Source organism: Bacillus cereus group sp. BceL062, assembly GCF_051780025.1.
Classification (GTDB): Bacteria; Bacillota; Bacilli; order Bacillales; family Bacillaceae_G; genus Bacillus_A; species Bacillus_A toyonensis.
This window is the reverse complement of record NZ_JBPWGY010000021.1, coordinates 25,847-44,420: the sequence shown is the minus strand read 5'-3', so window position 1 is coordinate 44,420 and position 18,574 is coordinate 25,847. Positions and strand designations below refer to the sequence as shown.

Genomic DNA, 18,574 nt, shown 5'->3' with positions numbered 1-18,574 from the left:
GTGTAAAGAAAAAACTTACACTATAAAAGCATTATATCACTTATACCGCAGGGTTTAACCTTCTTGTTTTTCTTCATTGACCACTTTTTGACCACTTCGACCACTTTTTAGTACATTTCCGAGCATTTCAGTTACTTCAATTTGACGTTCTTCATAAACATCAGTATAAATATTTAAAGTTGTAGAAACATTTGTATGACCAAGTAATTTCGAAACAACCTTTGCATTTGCACCAGAATCGATTAAAATAGTTGTAAACGTTCTTCGGATATCGTGGAATCTAATATACGGTACGTCAATTGCTTCGCACAAAGCTTTCATTTGATAGCGTATCGTATATGGATGCACGATTTTTTTATTTCTTGTACAAATTAATAGGTCTAAAGAATTTTCTTTTTTGTGATTTTGATATTCTAACAACTCTCCCATTAAATCTTCTGTCATTGGAATCATGCGATTAGATGCTTCGGTTTTTGTTTCACCTAGCTCATATTTACCATCCACAAGCGTTAATGTTCTTTGTACATGAATAGTCTTGTTTTCGAAATTAATATCATCCCACTGTAAAGCTAATACTTCACCGATACGCATACCTGTATGCAAAGCTAAAATGAATGTAATATAATAGCTTCCTTGTATTTTTGCATACTCCATAAACTTCATTGCTTCTTCAACTGTCCAACTAGCTTGCGCTTTCTTTTTAACCTTTGGCCGCTTTGCTTTCTTAGCAGGGTTAGAGTTAATCATTTCTAATTCTACGCCTTTATCTAGGATTTGTTTTAACATAACATCAACGGATGAAATGTATTTCGTTGTTAGACCCTCTTTAAGTAGCTTCTGATGAAAATTATGCACAGTCAGAGGTTTTATATCTGATAACCTCTTCTCGCCGAATTCAGGGTTGACACGCGAGCGTAGAATACGTTTATATTGATACAACGTCGATGGTCTACATGATGATTCTTTCTCTTGCATCCAGATTTCTACGAGTTGAGAGAAGAGAATATCACTATTCTCATAATCCCCATTTGCTAAATCATTTGTTACTCTAGCTACTTCTTCTTGAGCAGCTTTCTTTGTTTTAAAACCACCTTTAGTGATTTGTTTTCGTTTACCTGTGAGCGGGTCTTTGCCGACATCCATAGTAAAAGACCACTTCTCACCACGTTTACGAAAGTATGCCATGATTCTCACCTCGTCATAATTATTTTCTAGATACAAGCTGTGATATGTGGTAGTGGTATAAAAAATGATAGCATAGATAATTAGTTTTTTGTAAAAATATAGCGGGATTTGAATAAAAGTACTCTACATATTAGTACAAAATGGATATAATGGATTATATATATAATTGCGGATGAAATAAAATAGACAATAAAGTTAATTAGAGTGCAAGAAAATTTTGTAAAACTCCCATTACTACGCGTTTTAAATCAAAAACTAATTAGCATTATATATAAAAAGGAGAATACAGAATGAGAAAATAATTATGATCGACATGCAAAAGGGGACATCGTTAAATGGAAATCGTGACAGCAAAAATAGCACACAAAGAAATCACCAATGGCGTTACAAAACCATATATTATTACATGTGATAATAGTGAACAGTACGTTGTTAAGTTCAAAGAAAATCCAGAGGGAAAAAGAATATTAGCAAATGAATATGTATGTGCGAAGATAGCAGAAATTCTTGAGTTGCCCCTTGCTTCTCCGTCTTTGGTACAAGTTAATGAAGAATTTATTGAAGATTTCGGTGAACAAATTTCAGAGCATACAGAAGATGATGTAACTGCAGGGCTTCATTTTGGAACTAAAAGAATAAAAAAGGCATTCCAAATTTCTTCAGCAGGGATGCTGGAATTAGCGAAGAATATTGAGTGTATACCAGGTATAATTTTATTCGACCAGTTAGTTTGTAATTGCGATAGAGAGTGTAATGGTGGTAATCTATTGTTTGACCAATCGAAAATGGAAATCGTAGTTCTGGATCATACGCACGCATTCGATATAGGACCATTGTGGGATGAACATAATTTGAACTTTAAAATTGGGGAAGATTTCAAACCCCTTCAACCAGATGGGTATGTATATAGAAAATTAATCCCCCATGTAAAGGGTCATAATCCGTTTAACTCAATTTTAGAGAAAATGGGAAGACTAGATAATAATTCTTTGTGGAATATTATAAATAATATTCCACAAGAATGGGGCGTTACTGGTGCCCAAAAAGAAAAGTTACTTGAATATATAGGGGATAGGCTGAATAGAATTGAAACAGCTTTACCTATATTAAAACCAGGATTACCTTATTGGAAAGGAGGGTCATAGATGGAAAGTATGTGTAAGTACGCTGTTCTTAGATATGTGCCAGATGATATTAGAGAAGAATTTATCAATATCGGTTTAGTTTTCCATTCTCCAGAACATAAATATGTTAATTTACAATTGACGACTAACTTTAGTCGTGTTAGTCAATTTGATGATGAATCAGATGTTAAGTTTTTAAAACTGGTACTAGAAGGAGTAAAAGACGATTTTACACAGTCCATTACCGACGGTCCTTCTCTTCAACAGGCAAAAGATCCTAAATTTCTAGAAAAGGCAACATCCATATATGTAAATCAACTTCAATTTTCTCCAATTAGAACTATTAGAAGTCGTGATTATTTAAAAGACGAAATAGACCTTTTTAGAACATATGTATATTTTGATCCTCATAAATCCAAACGTATAACAGATACAGAAGTTAAAAGTATTATGAGTCGAGTATTTAGAAACCATGGAAAGAATATATCTGGAAATTTAGAGCGTAATGTTGAAGTGGATATTGGGGCTGAAGATATAAAGTTAGATTTTGCTTTTAAAAAGAATTGCAAAGCTCAATTTGTAAAAACACTATCTTTTGACTATGCTTTAAAAAATAGTAAAAAAGCTACACAATTAGCAAAAGAATGGGCATGGAATTATGAGAAAATGTTACAGGATAAATACAAAATAAATAGTAACTTAATAACTGAAGATGAATTTGATATTGTGACAGTCATTTATTTTAAATCCGAGAATAAAAACATTAAAGCTGCTTTAGATATATTAAGTGAAGTTTCTCATATTGTAGAGGCAACGAATGAAGAAAAAATTATGGCTTTTGCTGATGAAATTATAGGGAATATTTCAACACCGGTTATTAACTAATAAAAAAGAGCCATGTGGCTCTTTTTATTTTGCATAATTTACAGTTGCAAAGAAGATAAGCTACAATATTCATATATTAAGCAAGAGGGGGAAGAACATGGAAGAATTCACAAAGGACCCTGGTGGGCATAAAGTTGCTTATCCAGGGGGTGGAGTTAGATACACTGATCCTGGTGTAGGTTGGCATAATGAACCGGGCGGTGGAATGGGTATGTATGACCCTGGTGCAGGCAGAGGATACATGAAAGACCCAGGAACGGGAATATAAAAAAGGGAAAAAGCACAGTGCATATTTCACTGTGCTTTTTATTGTAAGTTTGTATTTTTAATCATATTAATTTAGTTATTTTGTTTTTTAAATATCTATCTCTGTATCTACTCCAATCTCTTCTAGGAATTTTAGATAATTATCAATATGTTTTGGACTTAAATAGACTATAATTTCAGCTAGTCCTCCCGTACAAAGTGCCCTTATTGGTGATGTATCGGTTGGATGAATGTTGTATGTAATTGATTTAAGCAAAAGTGGCTTATCAATTAATGTAAGGTAATTTGTGTCTTTTAACGAATTGTATCCATGCGCTTCTTTAGATAATGAGCCGTAGTATGTGGAAATTAATGTGTCTTTTGTAATTAAACTTAATGCTAATTGGTTTATATTTGGTGGACCATCAAATAATGAATGCCATTTGGGATTAATTTCTTTTCCTTTTTTTCGATTTCTGTTAATTTTTTCTCGTTTATTATCCCATTCATTTAGAACTTGTTTAAAGACCGTGTTATCTAAAATAATTGAAATATGTTTTAAATCTTTTTCAATATCTTCTTTAAGTGATTTATCTACTGAAGAAGATTTCGCCCAATCATATGTTTCTGTTTGTATATTTTGAAGGAAACCGATGTAATAACTATAGGCTCTTTCTTGTATTAATGTGTCTTCTTGTAAGATGTACTTTAGGGCTAAGTATGTTTCAAAGGCAGATCTCTCCATTATTTTTAAAGGCCCGCCTAGTTTATTAATTGCTAAAGTATATCCACCACAAGTTTGTTCTAATAATTGTCTATAAAGTGAAATTACTATTTTGTGCTCTAGTTTTAAGCTACTGCACTGTGTTAACTCGATAAGAATTTCTTCTGCAAAAGCTATACTCTTTTTTAAATTTTGTAAGTTTTCTTCCATATGTATCTCCTTTACTCTTTAGCACATAAGGTATGCGTTAGTATATTTGATAATATAAGTTATGTAAAATTAAAAAAGAGAGTATTATACTCTCTTTTTTTGTTGATAAAAATTTGTTGATTTTTACCGTTGCGATTGGAAATGTTTTCTACTACAATCTACTCATAACAATTCTTTTTTCTCGTTTAAAAATTGCGTGTAAAACTTGAGTTGTTTACAGAACTGTTCTCGTTGGGATTCATTCAGGCCTGCGAAAACCGTTTGAATTTCATCGAGAACATTTTCTAAGTTCTTTTCACTGGTTGTGAACTTTCGACCCATTAGTGTATCAACAGAGATATCAAAGAATGTAGCGATACGATCTAACGAATCCAAGTCGGGCTCATTGAAGCTTGTTTCCAGATTGCTAATCTGACTACGGCTTAATTGAACTTTATCGCCTAATTCAGCTTGTGTTAAAGAACGAGTATTTCTAAACTTTTTTAAATGTTCTCCAAATGTATTCATGCCTTTATTATAAATAAGGCATTATTTTTAGACTATATATACCAAATAATTTGGCTTAAATATCATTTTAGCTTAATTATTTGGTTCTAAATCGAAAATGAACTAGAACAAGTGTTCCTTTGATGGTAAAATATTCTTAGTGAAAAAATGGACTTTTTGAAAAAACTTTCTCAACATGATTTGACTTTAAACGGAATGAAGATTCTTAATCTTGTGATAAACTGATTTTAAAGATGAAAATTTAAGAACAAAAAAGACCCATAGCGCAGCAAAAGTAGTGTGCAGCCACTCTTATGCTGTTCCCCTAATACGGTAGGGAAAACACTTGCCATGAGTCAGCACAAGTATAACACATTAAATATAAAAAAACTTAGATGGTATAGTTTTTCTATTGAGAAAATTCAGGGAAGGTGTCTCGCGTTCAAAGGAGGCTTCATTATGAATAAAGTAGCTAGTTTAGGCGGTATTGTTTCAGGTGATGAGTTAAATTCGGTAAAGCTTTCAAGAATAACAAATTTATCACAGTCAAATTTGTGGAAGACACTGAATGGAAAAGTGCCAATGACTTTTGCAAAGTTAGTTAAAATATTAAGTGGACTTGATTCTGAAGAGCAGAAAATGGAAGTGGTTCAAGAATTCTTAAAGTATACAGATAAAGAAGCAGATATAAGAATTGCAATGTATTATTTATATCTTTCAGGCTATACAGAGTTACTTCATGATCTTGTTGAGAAAGAATATAGACAATCAGTAACTAATAATTACAGAGATATATTCCGTGTCTGTTTAGATAGACAAACTCATTTATTAAGATCAGGAGCATTCCTTAAAGAGATTGAAAAATTACGCACAAAGATAAATTTAAACAAGACAGGTGTGAATATACTTGTAAACACGTTAAGTATATATGGTTATTTTGATTTAGGTGCATATAATGTTTTAACGGTTTTACAAGGAATGATACAAGAAAAAATTAATGAAATGCCTAAAGGTCTGGAAAAGACATTAAACGAAGCAGAATTAAATATAATCTGTGCATATGCAAAATTAATGCAAGACGAAGTAACAATGGCTAGAGAATTATTGCAGAATGTGCTAGAAAAACAAGAGATTCCATGTTTATTGAAAGCTACAGCACTTAGCATATTTGCTGAAAGTTATATTTTCAGTGAGCCGAATAAAGCATTGTATTTTTTCGAACTCTCACTTTCAGAATTAAGGAAGATTGAAAATAACAAATCATTACTAAAAAGAAAATTAGTGGAAAATACAGTTGCTTTTTGTTGTATTATTCATAATATTCCTGTAAAATCAGAATATATACATGATGATGCTGAAAGGGCGTTACAGTATATTCGCCAAAACAAGAACAGTGATGCTTGCGAAATATTAAATCAAATCAGTAATCGAACTGCAATTCAAGATTTTTATTTATCTATCGCAACGAAGGATGAAGAGTTGCGCAGAAAAGCATATCATCGATTCTTGAAAGACGGAAATTTATTTTACATAAAAATTTTTGATATCTTAAAGTGAGGGACAGTGAGAATGAAAAAAATAGTTGCTAGTGTAGTTATTGCATGTACGCTCGCATTATCAGTGTTATCGATCGGTTCGGTATCAACTAAAGATAATCAAGCTGCAGTAAAAGTAAAAGAAGTACAACTAATGAAAATGGACCCAGGTACTTTAGGATAATAAATAAATTTAAATGCCATTGCATCTTAGGATGCGATGGCATTTCGTACGTTTAAGGGGTTATTCATTTTCTGCATTTTGGTATTTTTGAATAATAAAGGGTGATGGGGGAAGGGCTAGATGGGGAATCTAATAAAAGAAAACAACGATATGATTATAGTTGAAAGCAAGATAGAAGCAACATTAGAAAAAATATATAAAGGCGATAAAGAAGCAATGAAAAAACTTGAGAGAATAAAAAAAGCGATGGTTAGCAAATAAGCTATCTATCGCTTTTTTCTTATAACTCACCCTTAATCATAGCTATTATTTCTTCACGCTTTTTTGGATCAAGGTCATTAATTTGTAGCATTATTTCTTTAAGTTCGTCTTTTAAGTCTTTTGAATCATTTGAGTTCAAACTTTTATATTCAGAAATTCCCATGATGTAATCTGCTGAAACACCAGATAAACGAGACATCTTTTCAACTGTCTCTCTTGATGGATTTCTACGACCGTTTTCATATAAAGAAATCATAGTCTTCTTTGCATCTAGAGCTTCAGCGAATTCACGTTGGCTCATCTTGAGAAGTTCTACTCGTATTTCTTTAATTCTAATACCAATTACATTTTCACCCATATTAAAAATTCCTCCCCTAAAATCCATTAACTATAGTTTATGAACCCTCTATATAGAATGTATCAAAAAGGTTTGCTACAAGACAACTAATTTTTTTGAATAAAAGGGTTGCTTGAAGCAAACCCTTAGTATATAATCAAATTAACCAAACAAGATGAAGGTGATAAAACATGATGATACTTGATACTGACAAAGTTAAAGCCTTAAGGACACAGCTGGGATATAGTCAAAGTGATGTTGCTGAAAGCATCGGTTATCGAAACAAATCAATTTACTGCAACTTGGAATTAGGAAACAGACAACCAAGTATTACTAAATTAGTTAAGTTAGCAAAATTTTTAAATGTAACGACAGAAGAGATTTTGAAGGAGTCAGTATAAGATGACTTATTTTTTTACCTATAGGTTTGCTTGAAGCAAACGTATAGGTGTTGTTACTTATCATGTAGTATCCCGATTAAATAAAGCACTATGCACTAAATATAAAGGAGTGAAAATCATGTACCAAATTAAACAACTACCATTCTCACTTAAGGCGGAGGATATACAGGAAGTTTTAAACATTTCCAGATCAGCCGCATACGCACTTATGAAGAGAAAGGATTTCCCAACAATCGTAATTGGAAAAAGTAAACGTGTTAAAGCTGAAGATTTTCTAAAATGGGTTGATGCACAAAAGGTGGAATCAAACGTTGGTTGAAAGTACATTTAGTCTTTGCATTGTAGCGGTTGTTATAGTGTCATTTGTGGGTGGCGGAACGCTATTAGGTACTTTTATTGAAAAAATTATCAACGAGAACGAACAGCTGGATAAGGAAAATGAACAATTAAGGAAGGTGAAAAGAATATGAGCATGACAGCACCAGTTCTATCAAAAGACATGCAAAAGAAACAAGTGCTAGATGAGTTCTTAAAGTATTGTGAAACGATGCAAATCGAAGCGTTAAAGCAACATGATTCAATTGCATTTTGCACATGGATTAAAGAAGCACGTTTGGCAAGACGAGAACTCGCAGCACTATATCGAGCAAAAGAAAAGCATGATGTAGAATGCGAAAGGGACCGTGAAAATATCCTTGGAGTCATTCAGCGGTTAAGAAGTCAGGGTGTTGACGCAAGTGTGGTGGAAAGAGCTCATTACATAACTCTTTCAGAGGAGGTGAGTTAGTTGGAAAGCATAACAAACCGCCCTACCCCTAGAACGGTTTGCAAAAAAATGACGCAGCACTATTATATCATATCGCTTACTTCCTATGAAACAAGCATATGTGGCTGTTTGTACGAGGAGGCAAATTAATGGCTAAATACAGACATGTTCAAACTACGTTTTGGTCAGACCCAAAGGTTACTGAAGAGATGACACCAGAGGATAGATATTTTTATCTGTACCTAATGACAAATGAACATACAACTCAAATCGGTGTATATCAGATTACAAGGAAACAAATGGCTTTCGAATTAGGTTATTCCATAGAAAGTGCTAAAGCTTTGCTAGATCGTTTTACAAAACATCATGGATTAATAGTGTACAACGAAGAAACCAGAGAAATATGCATACTTAACTGGGGGAAATATAACTTAATTAAAGGCGGAAAGCCCATCGAGGATTGTATTCAAAAAGAGTTAAAAACAATTAAAGATTTATCTTTAGTTAAACTTATATTAGATAGAACCAAAAACGAGAAATTGGTTCAAAGAATTAGTGTTTTTGCAGGATTCGACGATACGTCTAACGATACGTCCACGATACGTGGACAAAAAGAAAAAGAAAAAGAAAAAGAAAAAGAAAAAGAAAAAGAAAAAGAAAAAGAAAAAGAAAAATTACAACAAGAAGGTCCGCTAGTAGTAGAAAATCTCGCAATTGATTTTTATATGAAGAATTTCGGACATATATCTCCATTCATGGGGGAAGAAATTAATCAATGGATAGATGATCTTAATCAATCGTTAGTAGTTGAAGCAATGAAAATCACATTAGAAAACAATAAACGTAATTGGTCTTATACAAAAGGGATTCTAAAAGATTGGCATCAACAAGGCTATAAAACAATTCAAGATGTAGAAGCAGCACAAGCGGAATTCCGAAGACAGCAACAAAGTAAAAAACGTACTGGTAAAGGCTACGGAAAACGAACAGAAATAGTACCTGATTGGTTACGTGAGCAGGAAGAACCTGAGCCAACACAACAATTACAGCAAACTCAAAGTGATAATCCTGAAGATAACCAAAAACGTTTAGATGAGCTATTAAATAAATATAAAAATACCAAAGGGGAGTAAGGTATGAAAAACACAGGTGTTGCAAGAAAAGTGGACGAGCTAGGGCGTGTAGTAATTCCAGTAGAGTTACGCAGAACTATGGGGATTGCTGAAGGTACAGCATTAGGCTTTCATGTTGAAGGGGAAAACATCGTTTTAAGAAAGCAAGAAAAGTCATGTTTGGTAACGGGTGAAGTTTCTGAATCAAATATGGAATTACTGGGCGGTCGAATGTTTTTGAGCAAGGAAGGCGCAAGAGAATTGCTGGACATTCTTCAAAAGAGTGAAAAGGCTCATGCCTAAGCAATTAAATATTTTTGATGTAGAGCCAGCAATTTGTGAGTTTGATGTAATGAAAGCCAATATTAAGAAAGGAACTGGACGCGTTACATATGCAGATGTACGTGTCCAAGTTCCAAGAAATGCAAAGGGTACAGATGAATTACCACGCACAACTAAACAAGATGATCGTTATGACATCTTTGAACAATATGCAATGGCAATTTGGAGATTTCAAAGAGCTGTAGATAAATTTTTTAACTGGGAAACAGCGGAAGAATTGTGTAAGGCAGCAAGGGATAAAAAAGAAATAATTCCGATACGGATTTACTTAGGAAGTGGATTTAAACCTGATGTTGTCGAGTACATGAAGTGAGAAAAGGGAGAGGAACTTATGAAAAAAGAAATTGATGTAACAAACAATAAACTCCTTGTGGTAAAGGATGGCGAAGTCCTTTCATTTAATCCGCCAGCCAGCGGTTTTGGTGAACAAGTTGTAATTTGGGTTAATGGTAAGGTTGGTCATGTTAAAACTACTTCTAATGAAATGATAAAGTAATTAGTTTTTAAAAGGAGTGTGTGAAATGTCGGCTTTTAAAGTTCATGTTGCTTTAGAGGAAGTTAATTTCTTATGGGACCAAAGAGAGGTATTTCAATTTCGAGAGCTTTGGAATAGTAACTATACTCTTTTAGAGATTTCCAAAAGATTTAAAAGAAAACAAATAGAAGTAGCGGCACTTATTGTTGATCAAGTCGATAAGTTAAAAATCCATAATCGGAAAATGGGTTTAGGAGAAATTGGCGACAAGAGTATTCGGAATAAAAAGAAAAAAGAAATACCGCCTTACGTTTATATCGCCTTAGAAGAAGTAAATTTTATTTGGAATGAGGATGAAATAGAACGTTTTAAAGATTTATGGAAAAAACGATTTAATGCTGAAGATATAGCAAACAGGTTGGGAAGGCATCAAGTTGAAGTAGCAACATTAATAATGGATCAATTTGGCTTAGAATACATGCTTAATTGTTTAATAGATACGGAAAAAAGAGTTGCTTAATTAAATTATTGAGGGAGCGAATGAAAATGAACTTAGCTAGAATATTCGAAATGCAAAAGGTGTTAGATACAAGGATTGTTAAGGAGCATGGATTGGAAGGGCAAAATTTATTTTATAATATGATCCTTGCTTTACAGGTTGAAATTGGAGAGCTTGCAAATGAAACGAGATGTTTTAAGCATTGGAGCAATAAAGGCCCTAGCGAAAAAGAAGTCATTTTAATGGAATATGTAGACGGGTTGCACTTTGTAGCATCATTAGGAAATGGTATTGGATTTAACCCTAAAAAGTATAACTTAGCAATGTTGGAGCTTAAATCAAGAGTTTACGCATCAAATTCGCTAGTCAATCAATTTAACAATGTATATGAAGCTGTATCGGAATTTCGTGCAACTCAAGATATCGAACTATATGAAGAGTTATTATACTCCTTCTTAGGATTAGGTAGGGAATTAGGATTTACATTCGAAGAAATTGAACAAGGCTATTACAAGAAGAACGAAGTAAACCATCAACGTCAGAATCATGGGTATTAGGCAATGAAAGGTATATGCATAGATGTAGACCATTCAGCGCTACTGGGAATAAATGAAGAATATTTTTTATTCTCAGCAAAGCCCAATCATTATTTTGTCAGCAAATTTGATTGTAAAGAATCGCATTTTGGATGTTATCCAGCGGAGAGATTTCAAGTGGTGGAAAAAGAGGTTTGGACAACAGAACCGCAAGATAATACACCTAAATTAGACAAAAGTTTATTTTATAGAGCGCAACTGATTTGGCGAACAAAAGGTTATAAAAATAAACCGCTTAAGGATTACATTATAAAGCCTAAAGGTAATCATTGTTTCTTCTGGCATGATCGTGAACGCAAAAAATTATGTGGATGTTTTCCAATACATTGGTTTGCTAATTTTGAGGAATTAGCAGCAGAGAAAGAAGAAATAAAAGAAACACCAGAGCAGGAACTTGTTTCATTGTTAGAAAGACCGGGTGGTCAACTAGCATTCTTTTAAAATTTGAATTTTATTAAGAAATGGGGAACGAGAAATGGCTATTGAAGCACATAAATGTAACGTTAAAGGATGTAATGGTCTTGTAGTTTTTGAAAATGCTGATTTTGATTTGCAAAATCCTGACACAATTAAAGGAGTTTATGCACTTGATGATCCTACTTGTAACGTTTGCGGAAAAGAATTTTTAGTAGTACCTAGCTATTCTGTCATTGATCTTGATGTAGAAACACAAGAATTTGAAGAAATTGAACCAGCTTGTATTACTGAATGGCAGAATCAAAGATTTTAACCAAAGCGTTATTTTATTAGAAAATGAGGGGGAAAGAGGAATGCAGTTGGATTTATTTCGCGAAATCATAGTCGACAACTTCGCTGGGGGTGGCGGAGCAAGCACTGGAATTGAACTTGCTACAGGTCTTTCGGTAGATATTGCTATCAATCATGATCCGGCTGCCATTGCGATGCATAAAGCAAATCATCCTGATACAGAACATTATTGTGAGAGTGTTTGGGAAGTTAATCCGGTAGACGCTGTTAAGGGGAGAAAAGTAGGACTTGCCTGGTTCTCCCCAGACTGTAAACACTTTAGTAAGGCTAAAGGTGGTAAACCTGTAGAAAAGAAAATAAGAGGACTAGCATGGGTTGCTGTTAAGTGGGCAATCGCTGTTAAACCGAGAGTTATTATGTTGGAAAACGTAGAGGAATTTAAAACATGGGGACCTTTAAAAAACGGTTATCCTGATGAAGATAAAAAAGGTCTTACTTTTATATCATTTGTAAAATCTTTAGAAGCATTGGGATATGAGGTCCAATTTAAAGAATTGAGAGCATGTGATTACGGAGCACCTACAATAAGAAAAAGGTTCTTTTTAATAGCACGATGTGACGGTCATCCGATTGTATGGCCAAAGCAAACTCATGGCGATCCAAAAAGTGAAGATGTGCGGAAAGGGAAATTAAAACCATGGAGAACAGCAGCCGAAGTAATAGATTGGTCGATAGAGTGTCCTTCAATTTTTAGTCGTAAAAAGCCACTTTCTGATAATACATTACGAAGAATAGCTAGAGGGATTCAGAGATTTGTAGTTGAAAATCCAAGCCCTTTCATTGTGAGGATAGGGCATACAGGATTCGGTGGAGATAGGCTGCAATACTCATTAAATAAACCATTAACAACAATCACAACTAAAGCAGAACATTGCTTAATTAGTCCTACAGTTGCTCAAATTGGAGACGGTAATGTAGATGTTACAACTGCATTTGTAGCGCAGCACTTTGGCACTTCAACTGGTCATGTTTTAGAAAAGCCATTAAATACAGTTACAGCTGTAAATAAAGCTAGTATAGTAACTACATTTTTAACTAAGTATTATGGTTCAGATACAGGACAGCAAATAGATCAGCCTTTACATACAGTTACTACAAAAGACAGGTTTGGGATTGTAACTGTAAAAGGACAAGATTATCGGATTGTTGATATTGGAATGAGGATGTTGCAGCCACACGAGTTATTTGCAGCTCAAGGTTTTCCAGAGAACTATGTGATTGATACAGATTATAAAGGGAACCGATATTCAAAAAAGGACCAGGTAGCGAGATGTGGAAATGCAGTACCACCACCATTTGCAGAACAATTAGTAAGGGCGAATTTACCGGAAATGTGTGTAGCAGTAGAAGACAATAAATTTAAACGTGCAATGGCAATATAAATTTGAATAAAAACTTCATTTTAGTAAAAAGCGAGGTGAAAAGATGAGTCTTACTTTTATAGACTTATTCGCAGGAATCGGAACGTTCCGGATAGGAATGGAGAAAGCCGGACATAAATGCATCGGTTGGGTTGAGTGGAATAAATCTGCAAGAAAAAGTTATGGAGCTATGCATGATACGAAGGGAGAATGGACCGAAAATGACATTAGAAACGTTACAGGAGCAGGAATACCAGCAGCCGATGTGTGGTGTGCAGGATTCCCATGTCAAGACATTTCAAAGAACGGAAAGCAAGAAGGACTTGCAGGAGAAAAATCAGGACTCTTTAGAGAAGTTATACGAATCATTAGGGAAACAGAAGAAGCTAAAAAACCCTCAAGATTATTCCTTGAAAACGTTGAGAACTTGCTATCAGTCAATAAAGGATGGGACCTCTTCCGTATTTTCGATTACTTGGATGAAGTCGGGTATGATCCAGAATGGAAAACTATCAATTCTACCGAATGTGGAGTGGACCAAAATAGAACGAGAGTCTTCATTGTTGGACATCTTAGAGGACGAAACACCAGACGAGTATTTAGTTGATTTAGAGAAATATAAGGATTGTGTAATTGGTATCTGTGAAGGAAAAGTGTTCGTTCGCGAAGCTACAAAGCAAGGATATAACGTTGCGTATCGTGGTGACACAGTGAATTTGGCTCAACCTAAAAGCAAAACGAGAAGAGGGCGTGTTGGTAGGGGAGTAGCAAATACTCTTCTCACATCTAGAGAACAAGCTGTCTTAACTAGTGATGATAAGCTGCGGTGGCTCACTGAAAGAGAATCATGGCGCTTACAAAGTATACCGGATTCATATTTCGAAAAGGCAGCTGCAGTTACTACAAAGAATCAGCTTTATAAGCAAGCTGGTAATGGCGTAACAGTAGATGTGGTGTATGAGATAGCAAAGCGATTTTAATAAAAATTTCATTTTGTAGAAAAGGGGAATGGATATGAAATACGGAGTTTATTTAGATGGGGAAGTAATGACAACTAATGAGGACTATTTCAAGGCACTTGAGGAGGCAGAATATTTAACGAAGGATACTGGTGTAGTTCATTGGGTTATGCCGATTAAGGAAGAAGCTAAGTGGGATGAGCAAAGAGTTAAAGCGTATATGCGATATGTAGAAAATAGCGAAAAGAAAATAATGAAGTTAGAAAGTGATTATATAAATGCACAGAAAGAGCTTAGAGGGATCTTAGAACGTATTGAAAGCGAAAAGCGAAGCAAGGAGAACTCACAAAAAGAATTGTACGTTCATGGCGGTTGGATGTTATATGACGGCGAATGGGTTGAAGTGGACAAGCAATAAAAGAGCAGCTAGCAAAAGCTAACTGCTCAGGTAATGGAATATGGTTCGAAATGGGTTGTCTACAGTATTGACGGAATATTGAGTTTTATTCGGGGGAGGAAGGGGAAAATGGTTCAAATTTGTCCGATGTGCAAAAAGGAAACGGTTGATCCAAATAATGAAGAAATTGATGTGGATTTCTGTAATGAATGTGAAACGAAAATAATATTTGATGGTACAGGTGGTGAAGCGTGAAAAAGTTTATTTCTTAATAAAATAATCCTTTGAATAGAAAGTGAGGTTAGGAGAATGAAATCTTTGAAGAAAAGAAAAATTAGAAAAGCAATTGCTCGTCGTACAAAAGAGGTGGAGAAGTATCAAGTTAATAAAGCGTGGAGAAACATCTTTGTACGAGCTGGTATCTTAAAGTGAAAGAAAAGTAAATATCGTCCGGCTAGAAAACTAGAGGACACCAATTCATTAAAGCAGCCATTAAAGCTGTTTTAGGAATAGGTGTCCTTTTTAATTTAAAAAGGGAGATGGGGAAATGAAGGTGTTAAAGGATCAGCTACGTGAGTGGAAAAAGCAATCAAAACAAGCAAAGAAGAAAGGCAAGAAAAAGCGAAAAGAAAAATTTAGTACTCGTGAAATTGAAGAGTTAATGGGAGTTCATGGACCACGTTATGAACGTAGACGTGGAGCATTAAGACAAAAATAATAACAATGGAGGAATTTAATATGAATAAACAATTATCATTTAAAATGCCTGTTTTAGATGAAGAAGAGACAAAAAATGAAGTTGAAAAAGTGTTTGAGGAGTATCGTATGTATTTATCTCAAATGCCAAGTGATATTTTACCTAAAGTAACTGCATCTTATTCAATTGTTCCTCCATCTGTAACGAATGAATTCAACAGTTCTACCGAAAACATAGCAATTGAAAGGGTACAATATGAGATGGCTAGAGATAAATTTATGAATTGGGTTCATAGAGCTGTCAACAGGCTACCCAAAAGAGAAAGACAGATTATTCATATGTATTATATGGAGGAAGAGAAGGGTTACGATCCAGACATTATGGATGAAGTGAGATTAGGTAGAACCACGTATTATAAAGTGAAAGGAAAAGCTTTATTACGTTTAGCTTTCAGTCTGCGAAAAGAAGTGTTTAAACAAAAGGCGCAAGCTGAAGAGGTAGAAATAGTATGAACATTGTACAGCCGATTCGAAATAAAGAAATCATACAAGAAATAAAAGAATTCTATAAGAAGCAGAATGAAAGAAACTACATTCTGTTTCTTCTTGGTATTAATACTGGATTTAGGATATCAGATATATTGCGTTTACGTGTTCGTGATGTAGAGGGTTGGAATATTGTTATACGTGAAAAGAAAACAAGAAAAATAAAAGATATTAAGATGCCATCAGAATTAAAGAAGGCGATTCGTGATTATACAAAAGGGAAACCTAAAAATGAGTATTTGATTAAAAGTAGGAATGGGAAAAACAAACCGATTACAAGGGCAATGGCTTATGTGATATTGAATCAAGCAGCACAAGAGTTTGGATTAGAACGTATTGGGACACATTCTTTACGTAAAACGTACGGATATCATCATTATCAACAGTTTAGAGATGTAGCAGTTTTACAACAAATGCTAAATCATACAGAGCAAAAAGAAACATTGAGATATATCGGAATCGAACAAGATACATTAAACGATTATCAAAGGAAATTTAAAATCTAATTTCTTTCTTTTTTTATCGATTTTTGAATTAGCTACAAACTGAACGTGTCAAATTCATTTCTGTAATAATACATAAAGGCTTGATACATATGAGGTAAATGCGTACAGATGAGTTTAACACACTCTAGGTTATAGCTAATTCATTTTAAGAGATTAAAGACTATATTTGATGAAAACTATGTGAAATAGGTTGAAAAATGAAACAGCATTAATTCGTTTTATAGTATTTGAAATGATATATGAGATTTTATTTGACACAAAAATTAGTTGTACAGATAATTAGAAAGGTTAATATTGGAAGGAGGGCATAAAAATGAAGGATTTCAAAGTTACATTTTATTTTGAGAAAGAACATTCAAGAAGTGTATTACTAGGTGCAGATAATCGTAACGTCATAATCCAAGAGATTAAAAAGAGCAATTGGTTTGGAAACGATGAAACTCAAGTTAATTTGGCGAATGTAACAGCCTACAAAATCGAAGAAATGTGATGAGTTATATTTTAAAAAGCTACTTGTATAAAGTAGCTTTTTTCTTTTTATAAAACGCGAACTATTCGCGGACTATTTGCGAACTATTTACGGACACGTTTTGGTTTTTAACGTGATATATTTGTAGTGTGAGAAGTGGCGGAAAACACAACTCACTATGTTGTTTCTAAATTTCTAAACGGCTTTATATTTGCGGCACATAAAATCCGAAACCAGCAGATGGTACTGATTGGATGTTACCGTTAATAAGGAGAGCTTTTGCTCTTCTTTGAGCTAACAACATCCTAGGTAGATGGAATGAGGGAAACCTGATAAGTTTGCCAATAGTGTCTGTCGTGGTTGTTAGCTGAACGAAGAATAAAACTTCACATACCGTAATTAAAAGATAAATAAGTAAACGTTAGCAAAGCATCCATTCGGGTGCTTTTTTATGTTGAGGAGGATGAATGATGGAGTTATTCGGACTGAATCTATTAACTGAAAAGCAACTGAACAAGTTACTAACTGAAGCGCATGATAAAGGATTTGATGCAGGTAAAAACTTAGGGTATGAGCGTGGATATGCGGATGGGCATCACAAAGGGATGACAACAGACAAAAAAGGAACAATGCTTACTCATTCTGGAATTTATGTATTCGCGGATGAAAAATGTGTTGGTGCTATTGATATCGATAAGTCAGTAAAGAATGAGATGGAACAACTGAAGGCGATGTGGAACGATAAGGAGTGAGGATAGATGGATGGTGTATATGAACAGAAGGCTGAATTTAAAAGTGTAATAGAATTGTTATCTAAGTTCTCAACTGAAGAATTAATTGAAGCCTTAAAGCTAAAGCAAGATGTGCAAATCAATGACACAACAGAAGAAACATGGGCTATTAAATATGATTTAACTAAAGTGAAAAAGTATTGTTTGCTAATTAATAATTGCAATCCTGCTTACATTGAGAGTTATAAAAGATCTTTAGAGTTTGATCAGCGTATGCTTGAACGCATATATGATGGTGGTTGTTGTGAATGATGAATACAAAACTAAGCAACAACGTAAGTTCTACGATAAATATAAACGAGACAAAGAAGCGAAGAAGTTCTATGATAGCACAGCTTGGCGAAGGTGTAGAGAGCTCGCACTGATACGAGACAGCTACCGTTGCCAAGAGTGTATGAAGCATGAACCATTGATACCTGTACCTGCTGATATGGTCCATCATATCAAAGAGAGAAGTGAATATCCTGAACTTGCATTAACTTTAGATAACTTAATTAGTTTATGTAATGCATGTCATAACAAAGAACATCCTGAAAAAGGTGGAGGGAAAAAGAAGGAAAAAAGAAAGATATCAATTGTAAAAGCAAAAGCAAATACAGAATTGATATAGCCCCCCACCTTTTAAAGTACAAAGTCATTTTCACCCAGACCGGATGCCACCTTCGTGCGTAGCGCAAGTGGTTTTTCTAAAGGGGGGTAAACCCTAAAAACAG

At 34.2% G+C, this 18,574-nt stretch carries 33 protein-coding genes and 1 pseudogene; 30 read left to right on the top strand and 4 right to left on the bottom strand.

Annotation, left to right across the window (positions count from 1 at the left end):
• Positions 1 to 54: 54 nt before the first annotated feature.
• The gene (locus ACS2MN_RS29625) at positions 55 to 1,185 is read right to left on the bottom strand and encodes a tyrosine-type recombinase/integrase (RefSeq protein ID WP_438894891.1); all 1,131 of its coding nucleotides are present in this window, start codon (positions 1,183 to 1,185) and stop codon (positions 55 to 57) included.
• A 335-nt stretch (positions 1,186 to 1,520) separates the two neighbouring features.
• Between ACS2MN_RS29625 and ACS2MN_RS29620 the strand changes: the two genes are divergently transcribed.
• The 3 genes from ACS2MN_RS29620 to ACS2MN_RS29610 all read left to right on the top strand — a co-directional run bounded on the left by ACS2MN_RS29620 (position 1,521) and on the right by ACS2MN_RS29610 (position 3,462).
• Positions 1,521 to 2,330, top strand: coding sequence for a HipA family kinase (locus tag ACS2MN_RS29620; RefSeq protein WP_438894890.1), 810 nt, complete (start codon positions 1,521 to 1,523; stop codon positions 2,328 to 2,330).
• Positions 2,331 to 3,194, top strand: a complete 864-nt coding sequence (locus ACS2MN_RS29615; protein ID WP_438894889.1) for a DUF3037 domain-containing protein — start codon at positions 2,331 to 2,333, stop codon at positions 3,192 to 3,194.
• Positions 3,195 to 3,291: 97 nt separating this feature from the next.
• Positions 3,292 to 3,462, top strand: coding sequence for a hypothetical protein (locus ACS2MN_RS29610; protein ID WP_438894888.1), 171 nt, complete (start codon positions 3,292 to 3,294; stop codon positions 3,460 to 3,462).
• Positions 3,463 to 3,549: 87 nt separating this feature from the next.
• Here ACS2MN_RS29610 and ACS2MN_RS29605 read toward each other — a convergent pair whose 3' ends face one another.
• Together ACS2MN_RS29605 and ACS2MN_RS29600 are read right to left on the bottom strand one after the other, a co-directional pair.
• The gene (locus ACS2MN_RS29605) at positions 3,550 to 4,374 is read right to left on the bottom strand and encodes a DUF5677 domain-containing protein (RefSeq protein ID WP_438894887.1); all 825 of its coding nucleotides are present in this window, start codon (positions 4,372 to 4,374) and stop codon (positions 3,550 to 3,552) included.
• A gap of 162 nt (positions 4,375 to 4,536) precedes the next feature.
• Positions 4,537 to 4,881, bottom strand: a complete 345-nt coding sequence (locus tag ACS2MN_RS29600) for a helix-turn-helix domain-containing protein (protein ID WP_438894886.1) — start codon at positions 4,879 to 4,881, stop codon at positions 4,537 to 4,539.
• Positions 4,882 to 5,319: 438 nt separating this feature from the next.
• On the opposite strand from ACS2MN_RS29600, the gene ACS2MN_RS29595 reads away from it, so the two are divergent.
• The 3 genes from ACS2MN_RS29595 (at position 5,320) to ACS2MN_RS29585 (ending at position 6,840) form a co-directional block, all read left to right on the top strand.
• Positions 5,320 to 6,417, top strand: a complete 1,098-nt coding sequence (locus tag ACS2MN_RS29595) for an AimR family lysis-lysogeny pheromone receptor (RefSeq protein WP_438894885.1) — start codon at positions 5,320 to 5,322, stop codon at positions 6,415 to 6,417.
• 12 nt (positions 6,418 to 6,429) lie between these two features.
• A complete protein-coding gene (locus ACS2MN_RS29590; protein WP_438894884.1) occupies positions 6,430 to 6,579 on the top strand; it encodes a hypothetical protein in 150 nt (49 codons plus the stop codon).
• Positions 6,580 to 6,699: 120 nt separating this feature from the next.
• Positions 6,700 to 6,840: a hypothetical protein gene (locus ACS2MN_RS29585; RefSeq protein ID WP_180231036.1), complete on the top strand. Its 141-nt coding sequence runs from the start codon at positions 6,700 to 6,702 to the stop codon at positions 6,838 to 6,840.
• 19 nt (positions 6,841 to 6,859) lie between these two features.
• Here ACS2MN_RS29585 and ACS2MN_RS29580 read toward each other — a convergent pair whose 3' ends face one another.
• Positions 6,860 to 7,198: a helix-turn-helix domain-containing protein gene (locus ACS2MN_RS29580; protein WP_098713018.1), complete on the bottom strand. Its 339-nt coding sequence runs from the start codon at positions 7,196 to 7,198 to the stop codon at positions 6,860 to 6,862.
• Between the two features lie 170 nt (positions 7,199 to 7,368).
• On the opposite strand from ACS2MN_RS29580, the gene ACS2MN_RS29575 reads away from it, so the two are divergent.
• The 24 genes and pseudogenes from ACS2MN_RS29575 (at position 7,369) to ACS2MN_RS29460 (ending at position 18,471) form a co-directional block, all read left to right on the top strand.
• On the top strand, positions 7,369 to 7,578 hold the full coding sequence (locus ACS2MN_RS29575) for a helix-turn-helix domain-containing protein (RefSeq protein WP_098713017.1): 210 nt from the start codon (positions 7,369 to 7,371) through the stop codon (positions 7,576 to 7,578).
• Positions 7,579 to 7,696: 118 nt separating this feature from the next.
• Positions 7,697 to 7,897 carry a helix-turn-helix transcriptional regulator gene (locus ACS2MN_RS29570; protein WP_438894883.1) on the top strand — a complete coding sequence of 67 codons (201 nt, stop codon included), beginning with the start codon at positions 7,697 to 7,699 and terminating at the stop codon, positions 7,895 to 7,897.
• Positions 7,890 to 8,048, top strand: a complete 159-nt coding sequence (locus tag ACS2MN_RS29565) for a hypothetical protein (protein ID WP_257152370.1) — start codon at positions 7,890 to 7,892, stop codon at positions 8,046 to 8,048. The genes ACS2MN_RS29570 and ACS2MN_RS29565 overlap by 8 nt, the downstream gene beginning before the upstream one ends.
• A gap of 2 nt (positions 8,049 to 8,050) precedes the next feature.
• Positions 8,051 to 8,365: a hypothetical protein gene (locus tag ACS2MN_RS29560; protein WP_180231038.1), complete on the top strand. Its 315-nt coding sequence runs from the start codon at positions 8,051 to 8,053 to the stop codon at positions 8,363 to 8,365.
• 128 nt (positions 8,366 to 8,493) lie between these two features.
• Positions 8,494 to 9,477, top strand: coding sequence for a DnaD domain-containing protein (locus ACS2MN_RS29555; protein WP_438894882.1), 984 nt, complete (start codon positions 8,494 to 8,496; stop codon positions 9,475 to 9,477).
• A 3-nt stretch (positions 9,478 to 9,480) separates the two neighbouring features.
• A complete protein-coding gene (locus ACS2MN_RS29550) occupies positions 9,481 to 9,759 on the top strand; it encodes an AbrB/MazE/SpoVT family DNA-binding domain-containing protein (RefSeq protein WP_438894881.1) in 279 nt (92 codons plus the stop codon).
• Positions 9,752 to 10,111, top strand: coding sequence for a cell division protein SepF (locus tag ACS2MN_RS29545; protein ID WP_438894880.1), 360 nt, complete (start codon positions 9,752 to 9,754; stop codon positions 10,109 to 10,111). The genes ACS2MN_RS29550 and ACS2MN_RS29545 overlap by 8 nt, the downstream gene beginning before the upstream one ends.
• Before the next feature lie 18 nt (positions 10,112 to 10,129).
• Complete coding sequence (locus tag ACS2MN_RS29540) at positions 10,130 to 10,294, top strand: DUF3954 domain-containing protein (protein ID WP_098804750.1); 165 nt, start codon at positions 10,130 to 10,132, stop codon at positions 10,292 to 10,294.
• A 25-nt stretch (positions 10,295 to 10,319) separates the two neighbouring features.
• Complete coding sequence (locus tag ACS2MN_RS29535; protein WP_438894879.1) at positions 10,320 to 10,793, top strand: sugar ABC transporter substrate-binding protein; 474 nt, start codon at positions 10,320 to 10,322, stop codon at positions 10,791 to 10,793.
• A gap of 20 nt (positions 10,794 to 10,813) precedes the next feature.
• Complete coding sequence (locus tag ACS2MN_RS29530) at positions 10,814 to 11,329, top strand: dUTP diphosphatase (RefSeq protein ID WP_438894878.1); 516 nt, start codon at positions 10,814 to 10,816, stop codon at positions 11,327 to 11,329.
• A 3-nt stretch (positions 11,330 to 11,332) separates the two neighbouring features.
• Positions 11,333 to 11,809 (top strand): hypothetical protein, encoded by a 477-nt coding sequence (locus ACS2MN_RS29525; protein WP_438894877.1) that lies wholly within the window; start codon positions 11,333 to 11,335, stop codon positions 11,807 to 11,809.
• 34 nt (positions 11,810 to 11,843) lie between these two features.
• On the top strand, positions 11,844 to 12,098 hold the full coding sequence (locus ACS2MN_RS29520) for a hypothetical protein (RefSeq protein ID WP_050822240.1): 255 nt from the start codon (positions 11,844 to 11,846) through the stop codon (positions 12,096 to 12,098).
• A gap of 40 nt (positions 12,099 to 12,138) precedes the next feature.
• Positions 12,139 to 13,518, top strand: a complete 1,380-nt coding sequence (locus tag ACS2MN_RS29515) for a DNA cytosine methyltransferase (RefSeq protein WP_438894876.1) — start codon at positions 12,139 to 12,141, stop codon at positions 13,516 to 13,518.
• A 43-nt stretch (positions 13,519 to 13,561) separates the two neighbouring features.
• A pseudogene (locus tag ACS2MN_RS29510) lies at positions 13,562 to 14,477 on the top strand (DNA cytosine methyltransferase).
• A gap of 34 nt (positions 14,478 to 14,511) precedes the next feature.
• On the top strand, positions 14,512 to 14,874 hold the full coding sequence (locus ACS2MN_RS29505) for a hypothetical protein (RefSeq protein ID WP_438894875.1): 363 nt from the start codon (positions 14,512 to 14,514) through the stop codon (positions 14,872 to 14,874).
• A 108-nt stretch (positions 14,875 to 14,982) separates the two neighbouring features.
• On the top strand, positions 14,983 to 15,108 hold the full coding sequence (locus ACS2MN_RS29500) for a hypothetical protein (RefSeq protein ID WP_438894874.1): 126 nt from the start codon (positions 14,983 to 14,985) through the stop codon (positions 15,106 to 15,108).
• Positions 15,109 to 15,162: 54 nt separating this feature from the next.
• Complete coding sequence (locus ACS2MN_RS29495; RefSeq protein WP_438894873.1) at positions 15,163 to 15,285, top strand: DUF3983 domain-containing protein; 123 nt, start codon at positions 15,163 to 15,165, stop codon at positions 15,283 to 15,285.
• Positions 15,286 to 15,400: 115 nt separating this feature from the next.
• Complete coding sequence (locus tag ACS2MN_RS29490) at positions 15,401 to 15,571, top strand: hypothetical protein (protein WP_000866146.1); 171 nt, start codon at positions 15,401 to 15,403, stop codon at positions 15,569 to 15,571.
• A 20-nt stretch (positions 15,572 to 15,591) separates the two neighbouring features.
• Positions 15,592 to 16,062 (top strand): ArpU family phage packaging/lysis transcriptional regulator, encoded by a 471-nt coding sequence (locus ACS2MN_RS29485; protein WP_438894872.1) that lies wholly within the window; start codon positions 15,592 to 15,594, stop codon positions 16,060 to 16,062.
• Complete coding sequence (locus tag ACS2MN_RS29480) at positions 16,059 to 16,601, top strand: tyrosine-type recombinase/integrase (protein WP_001028529.1); 543 nt, start codon at positions 16,059 to 16,061, stop codon at positions 16,599 to 16,601. Before ACS2MN_RS29485 ends, ACS2MN_RS29480 begins: the two co-directional genes overlap by 4 nt.
• A 313-nt stretch (positions 16,602 to 16,914) precedes the next feature.
• Positions 16,915 to 17,091 carry a hypothetical protein gene (locus ACS2MN_RS29475; RefSeq protein ID WP_327971937.1) on the top strand — a complete coding sequence of 59 codons (177 nt, stop codon included), beginning with the start codon at positions 16,915 to 16,917 and terminating at the stop codon, positions 17,089 to 17,091.
• Positions 17,092 to 17,537: 446 nt separating this feature from the next.
• Positions 17,538 to 17,822 (top strand): flagellar assembly protein FliH, encoded by a 285-nt coding sequence (locus tag ACS2MN_RS29470; protein WP_438894871.1) that lies wholly within the window; start codon positions 17,538 to 17,540, stop codon positions 17,820 to 17,822.
• A gap of 6 nt (positions 17,823 to 17,828) precedes the next feature.
• Positions 17,829 to 18,113: a hypothetical protein gene (locus ACS2MN_RS29465; protein ID WP_000349240.1), complete on the top strand. Its 285-nt coding sequence runs from the start codon at positions 17,829 to 17,831 to the stop codon at positions 18,111 to 18,113.
• On the top strand, positions 18,094 to 18,471 hold the full coding sequence (locus ACS2MN_RS29460; RefSeq protein ID WP_438894894.1) for an HNH endonuclease: 378 nt from the start codon (positions 18,094 to 18,096) through the stop codon (positions 18,469 to 18,471). The genes ACS2MN_RS29465 and ACS2MN_RS29460 overlap by 20 nt, the downstream gene beginning before the upstream one ends.
• The last annotated feature ends 103 nt before the right edge of the window (positions 18,472 to 18,574 follow it).

Excerpts from the sequence above, each read along its gene's own strand:
- ACS2MN_RS29605 (WP_438894887.1), bottom strand. The coding sequence starts at position 4,374 with ATGGAAGAAAACTTACAAAATTTAAAAAAGAGTATAGCTTTTGCAGAA.
- ACS2MN_RS29535 (WP_438894879.1), top strand. The coding sequence starts at position 10,320 with ATGTCGGCTTTTAAAGTTCATGTTGCTTTAGAGGAAGTTAATTTCTTA.
- ACS2MN_RS29525 (WP_438894877.1), top strand. The coding sequence starts at position 11,333 with ATGAAAGGTATATGCATAGATGTAGACCATTCAGCGCTACTGGGAATA.
- ACS2MN_RS29460 (WP_438894894.1), top strand. The coding sequence starts at position 18,094 with ATGGTGGTTGTTGTGAATGATGAATACAAAACTAAGCAACAACGTAAG.
- ACS2MN_RS29500 (WP_438894874.1), top strand. The coding sequence starts at position 14,983 with ATGGTTCAAATTTGTCCGATGTGCAAAAAGGAAACGGTTGATCCAAAT.
- ACS2MN_RS29520 (WP_050822240.1), top strand. The coding sequence starts at position 11,844 with ATGGCTATTGAAGCACATAAATGTAACGTTAAAGGATGTAATGGTCTT.
- ACS2MN_RS29570 (WP_438894883.1), top strand. The coding sequence starts at position 7,697 with ATGTACCAAATTAAACAACTACCATTCTCACTTAAGGCGGAGGATATA.
- ACS2MN_RS29480 (WP_001028529.1), top strand. The coding sequence starts at position 16,059 with ATGAACATTGTACAGCCGATTCGAAATAAAGAAATCATACAAGAAATA.
- ACS2MN_RS29475 (WP_327971937.1), top strand. The coding sequence starts at position 16,915 with ATGAAGGATTTCAAAGTTACATTTTATTTTGAGAAAGAACATTCAAGA.
- ACS2MN_RS29495 (WP_438894873.1), top strand. The coding sequence starts at position 15,163 with ATGAAATCTTTGAAGAAAAGAAAAATTAGAAAAGCAATTGCTCGTCGT.
- ACS2MN_RS29490 (WP_000866146.1), top strand. The coding sequence starts at position 15,401 with ATGAAGGTGTTAAAGGATCAGCTACGTGAGTGGAAAAAGCAATCAAAA.
- ACS2MN_RS29505 (WP_438894875.1), top strand. The coding sequence starts at position 14,512 with ATGAAATACGGAGTTTATTTAGATGGGGAAGTAATGACAACTAATGAG.
- ACS2MN_RS29575 (WP_098713017.1), top strand. The coding sequence starts at position 7,369 with ATGATGATACTTGATACTGACAAAGTTAAAGCCTTAAGGACACAGCTG.
- ACS2MN_RS29530 (WP_438894878.1), top strand. The coding sequence starts at position 10,814 with ATGAAAATGAACTTAGCTAGAATATTCGAAATGCAAAAGGTGTTAGAT.
- ACS2MN_RS29515 (WP_438894876.1), top strand. The coding sequence starts at position 12,139 with ATGCAGTTGGATTTATTTCGCGAAATCATAGTCGACAACTTCGCTGGG.
- ACS2MN_RS29620 (WP_438894890.1), top strand. The coding sequence starts at position 1,521 with ATGGAAATCGTGACAGCAAAAATAGCACACAAAGAAATCACCAATGGC.
- ACS2MN_RS29540 (WP_098804750.1), top strand. The coding sequence starts at position 10,130 with ATGAAAAAAGAAATTGATGTAACAAACAATAAACTCCTTGTGGTAAAG.
- ACS2MN_RS29580 (WP_098713018.1), bottom strand. The coding sequence starts at position 7,198 with ATGGGTGAAAATGTAATTGGTATTAGAATTAAAGAAATACGAGTAGAA.
- ACS2MN_RS29465 (WP_000349240.1), top strand. The coding sequence starts at position 17,829 with ATGGATGGTGTATATGAACAGAAGGCTGAATTTAAAAGTGTAATAGAA.
- ACS2MN_RS29625 (WP_438894891.1), bottom strand. The coding sequence starts at position 1,185 with ATGGCATACTTTCGTAAACGTGGTGAGAAGTGGTCTTTTACTATGGAT.
- ACS2MN_RS29615 (WP_438894889.1), top strand. The coding sequence starts at position 2,331 with ATGGAAAGTATGTGTAAGTACGCTGTTCTTAGATATGTGCCAGATGAT.
- ACS2MN_RS29550 (WP_438894881.1), top strand. The coding sequence starts at position 9,481 with ATGAAAAACACAGGTGTTGCAAGAAAAGTGGACGAGCTAGGGCGTGTA.
- ACS2MN_RS29590 (WP_438894884.1), top strand. The coding sequence starts at position 6,430 with ATGAAAAAAATAGTTGCTAGTGTAGTTATTGCATGTACGCTCGCATTA.
- ACS2MN_RS29470 (WP_438894871.1), top strand. The coding sequence starts at position 17,538 with ATGATGGAGTTATTCGGACTGAATCTATTAACTGAAAAGCAACTGAAC.
- ACS2MN_RS29600 (WP_438894886.1), bottom strand. The coding sequence starts at position 4,881 with ATGAATACATTTGGAGAACATTTAAAAAAGTTTAGAAATACTCGTTCT.
- ACS2MN_RS29545 (WP_438894880.1), top strand. The coding sequence starts at position 9,752 with ATGCCTAAGCAATTAAATATTTTTGATGTAGAGCCAGCAATTTGTGAG.
- ACS2MN_RS29610 (WP_438894888.1), top strand. The coding sequence starts at position 3,292 with ATGGAAGAATTCACAAAGGACCCTGGTGGGCATAAAGTTGCTTATCCA.
- ACS2MN_RS29485 (WP_438894872.1), top strand. The coding sequence starts at position 15,592 with ATGAATAAACAATTATCATTTAAAATGCCTGTTTTAGATGAAGAAGAG.
- ACS2MN_RS29555 (WP_438894882.1), top strand. The coding sequence starts at position 8,494 with ATGGCTAAATACAGACATGTTCAAACTACGTTTTGGTCAGACCCAAAG.
- ACS2MN_RS29560 (WP_180231038.1), top strand. The coding sequence starts at position 8,051 with ATGACAGCACCAGTTCTATCAAAAGACATGCAAAAGAAACAAGTGCTA.
- ACS2MN_RS29585 (WP_180231036.1), top strand. The coding sequence starts at position 6,700 with ATGGGGAATCTAATAAAAGAAAACAACGATATGATTATAGTTGAAAGC.
- ACS2MN_RS29595 (WP_438894885.1), top strand. The coding sequence starts at position 5,320 with ATGAATAAAGTAGCTAGTTTAGGCGGTATTGTTTCAGGTGATGAGTTA.